The organism is Chitinibacter sp. FCG-7, assembly GCF_040047665.1.
Classification (GTDB): Bacteria; Pseudomonadota; Gammaproteobacteria; order Burkholderiales; family Chitinibacteraceae; genus Chitinibacter; species Chitinibacter mangrovi.
In genome coordinates, this window is the sequence record NZ_CP157355.1 from 348,363 (window position 1) to 360,387 (window position 12,025).

Genomic DNA, 12,025 nt, shown 5'->3' on the forward strand with positions numbered 1-12,025 from the left:
GCTCGCCCAGATGATTTCCCTCGCCGCATCAGGCTCAGCCAGAAATACCCACAATAGGTATATCGCCAAGTAGTTTATTTATCAATAGCTACGGGCACATACCCATCAAGGTAATCCATCCAGATCGGGTTTGAGCGTGTTGCGACAGTAATTAATAAATAATTCCAGTTCGGCAACGGCTTCGGGCTTTTCTGTTTTGAGCCAAGATAGGCGGCGCGCGGCAAGTTCTTCGAACTCGTCCTGTGCGCCACTCCAGATCAGATAGGCAAAAATCCTCAGCATCTGCCAAATCGTATAGCTCGGCCAAGTATGGCGTAAGTCCTCGCGCAGCAATTCACACACGCCCGCCATGCTTTGGGTTTTCGTAATCAGTGTCGGTAGCTTCTGCCGCGTAATGTCGGCGAGCCAATCCACTTCGCCATGCCAGCGGCATTTGTGAAAAAGAATGAGCTTTCGCTCATCTAGCCACTCTAGGCCTGCAATACGATCTAGGTGCAGAATAACGGCTCTGCTACGGCAAGATTCCCAAGGCTTACCCAGTACCTCATGCTCAATCAGCTTTGTTAGGATACCTAACCGCTCAGATTCTATGTTCAATGAGGGATTTGCAGTCGCACGGACTCCTAGACCCTCTACAGATACTGAAAATGAGCAACGCATGCCATTATACTCAAGCACATATCGACACGATGGATAGTCGATCAGCTTCCCCCATGCGTTAATCCGAACGTACTCGAAACCTAAGGATGCCAAAACTGGTGCCAGTTGCTCGTTAAAGCGAGCGATGGCTTCTTCTTCGCTCAGCGTGTTAGTCGAGTTGCCCGGTTCGACCTCTGGGTCAAACTGCCGCCAGACATCGGCACCGCTTTCCGGCAGGACGAGATACTTATCGCGCGCCTCAAAGTAGAGCCCGCTTTGACGATCGGCAACCGACAAATGCAAATTACGTGCCAGCGGCAGCACAGCACGCAGCAGTCGATCAGCATACGCTGGATCGACATTGATGACCCAGCCACAAGTAGCTAACGCCGCCACCTCGGCCTCTGGATCGCGCCCACCCCATAGCGGATCAGCCAGTGGAATCTGCGCCAGTAAAGTATGCGCAAAACGTTGCAGACGTAAGCGTTGCTCGAAAGCGGGCGGCTCACCCGGTCTGGTAAACCAGTCAACCATCACTTCAACATCGGCCACTTTAAAAGGCATCCAAACAGCCGCATTGCCATTGTGGTAGGCATTGGCGATATCCATCACAACAATTTGATAAGTCATACCTTCCCCTGAAATCCTGCGCGCTGCGCTTATTATGTTTTGCCTATTTGCCTATTTGGCTGGGCCTGATGATTTTCTTGGCCGGATCAGATTTCGCCAAAGGTACCCACCGCAGGTATATCGCTAATTGATCTATTTATTAATGGCTACGGACATATACCCATCAAGGCAAGCCGTCAGGATCGGGTTTGAGTGTATCGCGGCAGTAGTCGATCACCGCAATCAGCCCTGCCACTTCTTCAGGCTTGTCTGTACGGCACCAAGCCAGACGATGGGTGGCTAGTTCTTCGAACTCGTTTTGCGCGCCACTCCAGATCAAATAGGCAAAAATCACCAGCATGCGCCAGATGGAATAATGATGCCAATTGATGCACATCCCTTCACGCAATAATCCACACATCCCAGATATGCTCTCGGATTGTCTTATCAACGTGGGTAAAGTCTGCAGCGAGACTTCCGCCAGCCAATCCACCTCACCACACCACTGGCAAGAGTTATAGCGCAAGACTTTGCCCCCCTCTAGCACATGCTGACCTACAAAATTCTGCACTTGGATCTGCTGCACTCGATGGCAGTCCTCCCATGCCCTTCCTTCCAGCTCATGTTGGGCTTGCCTAATTAAGGACAGCGCGCGTTCGCTGGCAACGGCCAAACTCATCTTTGCTTCGGCGTTCATTCCGCTACCACTTAAAAACACATCAAACTCATTTTTCACACCATCACGCAAGCGAATGTAACTACACGTGGGGTAATCAAAAGGTCTTCCTCTGTGATCAAGCAGAATCCGTTCAAAACCCAGCTGAGTCAGTGGGATATCCAGTTGTTCGACAAAGCGAGCAAAAATGGCCTCTTCGTTGTATCGCGTCGATTGCCCTGGTTCGACCTCAGGATCTAATTGGCGCCAGCGCTCTGCACCGCTGGGCGGAATTACAAGGTATTTGTCGCGTGACTCAAAATAGAGTCCGCTATTTCGGTCGGCGACGGCCAGGTTTAAATTTCGCGCCAGTGGTATCGCTGCCCGCAGCAGGCGTTCGGCATGAACCGAATCAACATTGATGATCCAACCCTTGGTGCTTAGTGCTGCCACCTCGGCTTGCGGATCAGCCCCACGCCACATGGGATCATTTTGCGGTATCTGCATGAGCAAGCAATGTGCAAAGCGCTGCAAGCGCAGGCTTTGCGCCATGTCTGGTGGTGTACCTTGCGTCGTGAATCTACCAACCATATAGTCCACATCGGGCTCCCGAAATGGAATCCAAGCCGTCATATTTGCACCGACGTAGTCGTTATTAATATCCATCACAACAATTTGATAACTCATACTTATCCCTGAAATCCTGCGCGCTGCGCTATTTATTTTTAACTGCCTTAACTGGTGCTGAAAATTGATTAGCAAGCACCGCCCCACGCACTTCAAACCTCACTTTCTCGACTATTTTCCCCTGCGCGTCGCGCAATTCGAGCTGGTGTCGGCCCGGCCATGGGAACCATTTGGTCTGCAAGCCGCGGCCGATTTGTTTGCCGTCTAGCCACCATTGCGCATTCGCGACGCCTCGGGCGCGGAAGACTAATCGCTGGTTATTGGGCGGCATATCGGGGTCGAGCGCGAAGATGCTGCCATCCAGCGGTGCAATGATGCCGGGTGCTTGGTTTCGTTCGGGTTGCGTTTCGGCGACGATCACTTCTCGCTCGGTGCCAGCCAGAAACCATTCTTTGCGAGTCGCTTCGGTCGGGTTTTGGGATACGTCATCTTGGTAGCGCACTTGGCGGCTGGTAACGCCTTTCGGTGGTGTCGGCGTGCGTGAGGCTGGCGCGGATTGCTGGGCAAAATCGAGCACCGCTTGCCACACTGGCGCAGCGCCATGCATGCCCGACACATCCCACATCGGCTCGCCGCTGGCGTTGCCAACCCAGACCCCGACGGTAAAGTGGCGCGAAAAACCCACCGTCCAGTTGTCGCGCATGTCTTTGCTGGTGCCGGTTTTCACGGCGCTCCAGTAGCGGGTCGATAGCGCGCTTTCCAGCCCGAAGGTGCGCGAGCGCGCGGTGCGGTCTGACAAGATATCCGCCACGATAAAGCTGCTGGCCGGATCCAATTTTGCAGTCGGCTTCGCGGCCGCATCGGCCACCGTCCAGCGCGGCGCAGACCAGTTGCCAGCATTCGCCAGCGTGCGATAGGCATTCGTGAGCTCGATCAGCCGCACATCGGCGGCGCCCAGCGCCAGACTCGCGCCGTAGTAATCGCCATCCTGCTCCAAGCTTTTCATCCCCAGCGCATACAGCCGATCACGCAGCGCATTGGGGCTGACCATTTCAATCGCGCGCACGGCGGGCACATTGAGCGAAGCGCCCAGCGCGGTGCGCACCGACACAAAGCCTTTAAAATCTTTGGTGTAATTTTGCGGCGCGTACAGCCCGCCGCCGGTTTGCAAAGCCAGCGGGCTATCGTCGAGCAGGGATGCTGCGGTGAGGTATTTTTTTTCAAATGCCAGTTGGTACAGGAATGGTTTTAAGGTGGAGCCCGCCTGACGCAGCGCGGTGACGCCATCGACGTCATACGCGTTGGATGTGGCTGCCCCCGCCGAGCCGACCCAGGCCAGAATATCGCCGCTGCGGTTATCGAGCACGATCAGTGCGCCGTCTTGCACATTGCGTTTGGCCAGCGCGGCCAGATGGCGCTTGAGCACCGTGCTGGCGTATTGCTGCAGCGGCAGCGACAGCGTGGTTTTTACTGTGCTGCCCGGGCTGATTTTCTGCTGCGCGATCAGCTTACGCGCAAAATGCGGCGCATTATTTTCGGCCAAAGGGTTGGGCGCTTTGCTACGCGAGATGGCGATTTCGGTATCGACCTTGATACTCGAACACGCCACCTGCCGACCCAAATCTTGCACAATTTTGCACGCGCGGCTGGCGACGCGATCCACGCTGGCGTTAGGCCCGCGTATTAGCGCGGTGGCAATCGCCGCCTCGGTGAGATTGAGCCCCGCTGGCGTTTTGCCAAATAGCGTGTGCGATAACGCAGAGAGGCCAACGATCTCGCCGCGAAAGCTGACTTTATTTAAATAGGCCTCAAGGATTTCGGCCTTGCTCCACTCGCGCTCCAGCCACGTCGCCGACCACGATTGGCCGACTTTTTGCCACACGCTACGCCCCTGATTACGCGCCTTTAAGTCTTCATCGAGCAGGCCCGCGAGCTGCATCGTAATCGTTGAAGCGCCGCGCGTTTTGCTATTCCACACATTGCCCCACGCGGCTGCGGCGACGCCCGACCAATCGACGCCGCTATGCTGGTAAAAGCGTTTGTCTTCCGAAATCAGCAGCGCATGGCGCATTGCTGGCGAGATATCTGGCAACGCCACCCAATCGAGCTTGCGCGTTTTCATATCGACACGAATCCGCTGCAATGGCGCGCCTTGGCGATCGAGCAAGAGCACATCAGACGAGCGCCATGCGGCTTTGACTTCTTTAAAACTGGGGTTAGCCCAACTGGCCGACGAGAGCAAAACTGCGCCGAGCGCGCAAACAAAACACTTCATGCAAAATCCTGAGAGCCGATTTGCTTTATCCCCCCTTCGACGAAGGGGGGCTAGGGGGGATTTGACACTGCTTGAGCTTCTTTGACGCTTGAAATATCGTCAAATCCCCCTTGTATCTTAATTCCTGTGGTGGCTAGCTACCAACCACATGAGACGAAGTGAGCTTGGAATCCCCCTAAAGGCATCAACCTTGTGATTGAGATAATGCCCTTCGTCTCACTTCTTTCGCCAAATCTGACACTGAACGGTAGCCAAGGGCTTTGACCCTGTATGCACAAGGCAAGTGGGCGAATTTAGGCATTCTTACAGGACGAATTTTCATGTTTTATCTCGGGATTGATGTCGCTAAAGCCAAACTCGATTGTTACTTGCTGACCCAGCTTGAACCGCTCAAAGGCAAAGCCAAGGTCGTGACCAATACGACTAAAGGCCTCGCCGATCTACTCATTTGGCTCACTAAAAATCACATTCCGCACGACCAACTGCACGTTACACTGGAGGCCACTGGCGTGTATCACGAACTGGCCGCCACGCAGCTACATGATGCTGGTGTTTGCGTCTCGATTGCCAATCCGGCACAAATAAAGCATTTCGGCCAAGGCCTCGCAGTTCGTACCAAAACCGCTGGCGTTGATAGCCAAGTTCTCGCCCGTTATTGCGCGATGATCAAACCGGCAGCATGGACGCCACCACCGCCTGAAGCCCGCATTCTCAAAGGGTTTCTTGCCCGGCGCGAAGCGATTCTGCAAGACTTATTGCGCGAACAAAATCGCCAAGAAAAAGCCGAATCGACCGTCACACCCGAGCTGATTCATCAGTCGATTAACGACAGTATTACCTTTTTAAACGCTCAACTTAAAAAGCTGCAAAGCCAGATTGACGATCACATCGACCGCCATCCGGGATTGAAAAACGATCTCGATTGACTGCAAACCATCCCCGCCATTGGCCCGCAAAGCGGCACACAAATACTGGCGGTGATGCACACGCATCAATTCAACACGGTACGAGCAACTCTCGGCGTATTTGGGTTTGGTGCCCGTGGAGCGACAATCGGGCTCGTCGATCTTGGGGCGCGCCAAGCTCTCGAAAGCAGGTCCCGCCAAAGTGCGCGCGGTGCTGTACATGGCGGCCATTGTAGCTACCAAGCACAATCCTCATATCAAAGCTCTATTTGAGCGTTTGCTTGCCAAAGGCAAGAGCAAAATGTCGGCTCTCGGAGCTTGTATGCGTAAACTTGTGCATCTGTGCTTTGGTGTATTGAAAACGCAAAAAAGGTATCAGGCTGAATACCAAAATACTTGACGGGCAAGACGGTATCTCAATCTCCCTTTTACAAAGGGGGAAGCTAAAGTCAAAATCCTTAAGTAAATGGCACTGCCTCTTAATGCTGCTGTATCACAGAGGTAGACCCACCAACACGACGCGAGTGGGTGCCTTAGATTACTTCGCAGCCACCACCTTCACCGCCGCATTCGGCAACATGCCAAACACATCCGGCGCGTACATGGCTTCAACTCGCGTTGGTGGCATTTGGAAGGTGCCGACGTTATTGAGCCGCATTGTGTATTCCACTTTCAAATTGCCACGCGGCACATAACCGTAGAAAGCGCGGTAGCTGCTGAAGGTGCGCTCGACGTAGTCCGCATAGTCGCCACCGTTCGTGTCCTTGCTGTCAATCGCCGAATCACGCCCAAGGCCGCTGCCTTGTATAGTTGCACCGGCTGGAATCGGGTCGTTCACTACCACCCAAGTCATATCAGCTTGCGCGGTGATATCAAGCACCACTTTCACCACATCGCCCGGCTGATACTGACCCGCCACTTTTTGGCTGACCGGAGTGATGGTTTTCTTAATGCTGTAACCGGCGTAGCGCGGTGCTTTGAGCACAATCGCGGCTTCGGCTTGCACCGTCGCCCACGGCTCGCCACTGCCGGTGTGCTTGATACTCAGCGCACCCTTACCTGTGCTTGGCCAAGCTAGCGTACCCAACTGCTGCACGCCTTCTTTCGGCCAGCTCAAATTCAACGCTGCAGCACCCAGCGTAGCGCTCGTTGCGCCCACCACGGGTGTGCTTTCAAACTGCCGCGAGAACGCACCGACCGCCAATGTTCCCCATAAGTTGGCGGTGGTCGTCTGCCAATGCCCTTTGCTCTGGCGTGCCAGCAAACCAGTCAGCACGCGCGGCATGTCGGCCTGCCAATCCGGTAGATTGCGCGTCGCCAAAATCAGCTTGGCGGCGTTGACATCGGGGCTGCCCATCAACCACCACGCCACATCGTCGCGCTCGGTGCTAAACACCATGCGCGTACCTTGGTAAGTCAGGCGCGCGCGCAGCAGATTGCTGGCCTCGGTAACTTTCGCGGCTTGATTCGCAATACCTTTGGCGCGATTGAGCAACGATAGCCAATCGACCAGCATCGCCGTGCCCATTTTCTGCGGGTTCAGCTCGACCACATCGAGCATGGTCGGCTTGAACATGCCGTAGCGCGCCAGCACTTCCATCGCGGCCAAACGGCGTACATCGGCGTCTTGGCGGTTGTAGGCCAAATCACGTTTCAGGCGACCTTCAACAAAGGCCACCAAGGCGTTCAGCATGCGCTGGCGTGGCGCATCGGGGATGGCTTCGCCGCTTTCATGCGCGACGGCCAATAGATAGGTAGTCAGGGTATCACTACCTTGGCCAGACCCAGATTCGCTCAGCGGCCAATACCATGCTAAGCCATCGTTATCCAGATACAGCGGCAGCTCGGCCATCAGCTTTTGCCAGCGCGCTTTATCACCCAAGCCCAGCGTCACCGAAGTGCGCTGCTCCAGGCACGAGTAGGGGTATTCGCTAAACCAGCGGCGCACGCCCGGCAGCTCGTTGCCTAGCTTATTCTGCAGTGCGACGCGAATCCCGCCACGGCCAGCCAAAGCATTCGGTGGCAGCGCTACTGGAATTTGCAGCTCGCCACCGCTCACGCGTTGTAGTGTGGCCTGCTCGACGGTGACGGGCACGGCGGGTTCAACTTGCTGCGTAGCCGCAAGTTTGTCGGCCGCTTTTCCATTCACCTCTTGCACCGCAAACACCCAATCGAGTTGCTTGAGGTTGTTCGGAATCGTGACCGGCCAGTTGATAAAGCGCGCTTCACCGGCGGGTAGCTCGATTTGCTGTGGGTTCAGACCCGCAATGCCCGAGGCGCTGGCGCTGACTTTCACCACCATTTTGCGCTCGCTACCATTGCGCAGCGTAATGCCCGCCGCGAGCTGATCGCCCTCGCGCACCACTGGCGGAATACCGGAAGTCAGCTGCAGATCTTGTCGCACGATAAAGCTGCCCTCGCCGGTGCCGAATTGATCGTTACCCACGTCGGCCACCGCAACGAGGCGGAACTTGGTCAGCGCATCGTTAATTGGCACTTTAACTTTGGCCGTGCCGTTGGCGTCGAGCACCACGGCGGGTTGCCATGTGAGCAAGGTATCGAGCAACTCGCGTGTCGGTGCTTTACCGCCGCCGCCGCCCGGTGGCAAGGCTTTGCGACCGTAATGGCGCTTACCAACGACTTCGAGCTGCGCAGTCGCCATTTCTACGCCAAAACTATGGCGCTGATACATGGCTTGCAAAATTTGCCACGAGGTATTGGGCTGTAGCTCAAGTAGCGCCTCGTCTACAGCGGTAAACACCACCTCGGTACCTGCAGGTGCGGGTTTGCCGTTGGGCAATTTCACCTTGATCGTGACATCAGCAGTTTCACGAATCCCATACGTCGCCCGCGCAGGCGTTACTTCGATCTGCAGCCGTTTGGCCGCATCGCCAACCTGAATTTCGGCCACGCCGTATTTAAAGGCTGGGCGCGATAAATCAACCATCGCGGTTGGCGCGACGTAATCTTTGCCCTCGTTCCAGTAGGCGCTCCACCATTCGCCCGGCGTTTTCCAGCCCCAAGTAAAGAAGGAATACCAAGGCACATCGTGCACGCGGCCACGCACGGCGAGCACCGACACGTAGACATTTGGCGTCCAATTGTCGGCGATTTTTAGCTCAAAGCTGGCGTTTTTACCATCCAGCTCGACGACACGCGTTTCCAGAATGCCTTCGCGCTCAATGCCGATCCACGCGGTGGCTTTACGGAAAGGCATCCGCACCTGGAATTTGGCCATTTCGCCGGGCGCATAGCTCGGCTTTTCGGGGATCACATCAATGCGGTCGTTATTATCCGCATCAAACCACAGCTCGTCGTGCTGGCTCACCCACACATCCTGCGCGCTGCGCACGATATTGCCCTGCTCGTCTTTCACTTGCGCAATCAGCTCCATATTGCCCGCGTCTTTAAAGCTGATTTCGCAGAACACCATGCCTTGCGCGTCGCTGGTTTCGCTGCACACTTCGCCTTTGTCGGCGATCTCTTCGCTGTTATCCCACGCGTAAAAACCACCGACCAAGCGTTTGCGGGCGCTCAGATATTTGCGCTCGCGCAGGCTGACTGTCACGTCCTTGCCCTTGACGGGTTTGCCATTGGTATCGAGCACCACGGCTTTAAGCTGCAAGGCTTTGCCAGTGCTGATCCAGCTCTCGACATTCAGGCCGACTTGCAGTGCGGCAGGCCACAGCGCAATCCGGCGCGTAATCGTTTGCACTTCGCCGTTCGGGTCGCTAAACGCCATTTCGCTGACCAAATCGTAGCGCCGATCTATTGCGGGCAGATTGGCCACTTTGGTTTTGCCATTGCCGTTGGCGTCGAGGACGAGCGCCGCTTTATCGAGCACCACTTTGCCATCAAGAGACTGATTTGAAGGTGTTTTTTTATCTTCCGGCACGCTCGGTGGCGTAAAGGAATGTTGCTCGTAATTTTTTGGCCGCTCGTAGCTCTCGGCCAGCATCGCGCTCACTTGGACAGGCCAGGCTTTGGCTGGGCCGCCATTGCCCCAAGCCAGCGATACATTCAGGGGTATTTCTTTGGCAGCTATACCTGCTCCTTTTTGCGAAGCAATACCCCCAGTCATCACCGGCAGGCGGAATGCTTCAACGCGGAAACTGCCGCTTTGCAGTGAATAGCCATCGAGCTCCGGGCTGGCTTTGTTGCCGCTATCGGCCTTGCTGCGGCTGCCCTTGCGCTCCAGATACAGCGAGTAGCTACCCAGCTTGGCCTGCTTGGGGATGGCAAAGCTTGATTCGGCGTAGCGATCTTTGCGCCAGCTTAGCGGGATATTGATTTCGTCGCCGCTGCCATCGTGCACAATCCGCACTTGCTGCGGCAATTGCCCGCCTTTGAGCAAAGCCAAACCTTTGCTGCCTTTGCGCCGCAGGAAATGCTTCATCGACACAGTTTCACCGGCGCGCAGCAAAGTGCGATCCATCACGCTGTGCGCCGTAATATTTGAAGTTTCATCGTAATAAGTCGGGTATGGAAAGCGCCAAGATTCAATACCGCGATTCCAGCCCGAGCGAACGAAGGACACATCGTCATTGCCGTTGGCGTCTTTGGCGCGGGCGGTGACAAACAGGCCGTCGAGCTGATCGCTGCCATGGCATTCACCGGCGTTGAACGCCTGATTGATCAGCACCATGCCCTGCGCATTGGCCTGCCCCGACCACAGCGGCCGGCCGCTGCAATCGTAAACATGAATCGCCGCATTGGGCACGGGCCGCGCCTTGTCCAGCGTGGTGACCCAGACTGCCGTATTTTCACTCGACTGCTTTAAATGCACGGCCATATTGGTGACCAGCGCGGCGGAGCGCACATACATCGGCTTGTTCTCGCCCAGCAGCGCCTTGCCCAGCAATTGCGACGATACTTCCAGCACGTAAAAGCCCGGCTTGGGCAGCGGCACACCGACCACTTCAAACGGCCACTGGCCATTGGCCTGCCCCGGCAATTTGATTGGCTGTGCGGCGGCCTCTTTTTTCAGAATGGACAGGCGACGGGATTGAACGTCTTTTTTGCCGATGGTGATGTCAGATTCATCGTATTTGATCACTTTGGCCAGCCAGCGCATCATGCTGGCGTCATCGCCCACGCGCAGCGATTGGCCGCTCAGTTGCACCGACTGGATTTTCAAATCGCGCTCGACACCGCGCAGCGTAATCGGCAAAGCCGCATCGCTGCCCGACTCGATAATACCAAACGGCGCGGCGGCAAATTTGGCCAGCGGCGGGTAATCCGATGTTTTCACCGTCAGCGGAAAACGATCCGCGTTCACCAGCTCGCGGCCCACTTCATCGGCAAAATCAGACGGCAAAACCAGCTTGAATTCGGCCAGCGGCGCAAAAGGCGGCGCAAAGCTGATTTCTTCAACCGGCTCGCCTTTATTGTATTGATCCGCCTTGGGCGAGCGCTCACCGCCCTCACCCTGCAAGCGAATCGCCTGCGCCAGTTTGGCCGGAACGGGCGAGCTAAAGCTCAGCGTGATCGGCTTGAACGGAATGCACGCACCCTTGGCGTTTTCGCGCTGGCAGCTTAGCGTGGCGCGAAACGGCGGGCGCACGCTAAAGTCGAAGCGATCCGGCGTGCTTTTGCCGCGCACATGCACCAGCGTCAGCTTGCTATCGGGCGCCAGGCGCTGGGCGCAACGCACGGTGGCGATGCTGGCCTCGCGTTTCTCCAGCCCCAGATGGCGGAGTATATCGCTGCGCTCCTTGCTGGATAAGGCCTCTACGGGTATACGTTCAGGGGAACTACTCGATTGGCAATACAGCGACGCCAAAGCTGGCGCTGGGCCATTGCTTTGCAGCACAAAGCTCTGGTCTTCCTCGATCTGCCCCTCGGCAGGCCAGTGCTGCGTGACGATCGGCAGGCCGGTATAGAAACGGTAGCTCAAGTTGGCAGGCAAGCTATTGCCTTGCAGGTCTTTCCAGCCTGCCTTGGGCGTAAAGCGGCAATCGGTATTGGCGGGCGGGCTTTGCTGCACATCAAGCACCCAGGTTCTGTCGTTCACCCAGTGGCTCTTGCCTTGCAGCGCGCAATTAAAGCTCAGTGGCGCAGGCGCGGCGCTATTGCCCAGCGCGACCACCGGCGCATCAAAGCTGACCCGCACTTGCGTCAGCTGCTTGATTTCACCCTGCGGGCTAAAGGTAGTGACCGTAGCGGCCTGGGTGGTGGTATGAGCGGCAGTCAGCAGCAGGCAGGCCGCCCAGAAGGCATTGAGTGATCCGGACATTGATCTTGCTCCCATTCAGACAAGTCAAATGCCCTTGCCCAATTAACTTTCAAAAATTTGATTTTAATTGTATTGAATCA

6 protein-coding genes are annotated in these 12,025 nt (G+C 56.0%); 2 read left to right on the plus strand and 4 right to left on the minus strand.

Annotation, left to right across the window (positions count from 1 at the left end):
• Window positions 1–105 precede the first annotated feature (105 nt).
• From ABHF33_RS01640 to pbpC, 3 genes are all read right to left on the minus strand, one after another.
• Complete coding sequence (locus ABHF33_RS01640; protein ID WP_348945331.1) at window positions 106–1,269, minus strand: hypothetical protein; 1,164 nt, start codon at window positions 1,267–1,269, stop codon at window positions 106–108.
• A gap of 163 nt (window positions 1,270–1,432) precedes the next feature.
• The gene (locus ABHF33_RS01645) at window positions 1,433–2,590 is read right to left on the minus strand and encodes a hypothetical protein (RefSeq protein WP_348945332.1); all 1,158 of its coding nucleotides are present in this window, start codon (window positions 2,588–2,590) and stop codon (window positions 1,433–1,435) included.
• A 28-nt stretch (window positions 2,591–2,618) separates the two neighbouring features.
• Window positions 2,619–4,805: a penicillin-binding protein 1C gene (gene pbpC / locus ABHF33_RS01650; RefSeq protein ID WP_348945333.1), complete on the minus strand. Its 2,187-nt coding sequence runs from the start codon at window positions 4,803–4,805 to the stop codon at window positions 2,619–2,621.
• Window positions 4,806–5,125: 320 nt separating this feature from the next.
• Between pbpC and ABHF33_RS01655 the strand changes: the two genes are divergently transcribed.
• Window positions 5,126–5,731 carry an IS110 family transposase gene (locus ABHF33_RS01655; RefSeq protein ID WP_348945334.1) on the plus strand — a complete coding sequence of 202 codons (606 nt, stop codon included), beginning with the start codon at window positions 5,126–5,128 and terminating at the stop codon, window positions 5,729–5,731.
• 115 nt (window positions 5,732–5,846) lie between these two features.
• A complete protein-coding gene (locus ABHF33_RS01660; protein WP_348945335.1) occupies window positions 5,847–6,110 on the plus strand; it encodes a transposase in 264 nt (87 codons plus the stop codon).
• A gap of 138 nt (window positions 6,111–6,248) precedes the next feature.
• Here the strand turns inward: ABHF33_RS01660 and ABHF33_RS01665 are convergent, their stop codons facing one another.
• Window positions 6,249–11,945: an alpha-2-macroglobulin family protein gene (locus ABHF33_RS01665; protein WP_348945336.1), complete on the minus strand. Its 5,697-nt coding sequence runs from the start codon at window positions 11,943–11,945 to the stop codon at window positions 6,249–6,251.
• Between the last annotated feature and the right edge of the window lie 80 nt (window positions 11,946–12,025).

What these genes read in the sequence shown, in the direction of transcription:
- ABHF33_RS01665 (WP_348945336.1), bottom strand. Translation starts at nt 11,945, where the DNA reads ATGTCCGGATCACTCAATGCCTTCTGGGCGGCCTGCCTGCTGCTGACT.
- ABHF33_RS01655 (WP_348945334.1), top strand. Translation starts at nt 5,126, where the DNA reads ATGTTTTATCTCGGGATTGATGTCGCTAAAGCCAAACTCGATTGTTAC.
- pbpC (WP_348945333.1), bottom strand. Translation starts at nt 4,805, where the DNA reads ATGAAGTGTTTTGTTTGCGCGCTCGGCGCAGTTTTGCTCTCGTCGGCC.
- ABHF33_RS01645 (WP_348945332.1), bottom strand. Translation starts at nt 2,590, where the DNA reads ATGAGTTATCAAATTGTTGTGATGGATATTAATAACGACTACGTCGGT.
- ABHF33_RS01640 (WP_348945331.1), bottom strand. Translation starts at nt 1,269, where the DNA reads ATGACTTATCAAATTGTTGTGATGGATATCGCCAATGCCTACCACAAT.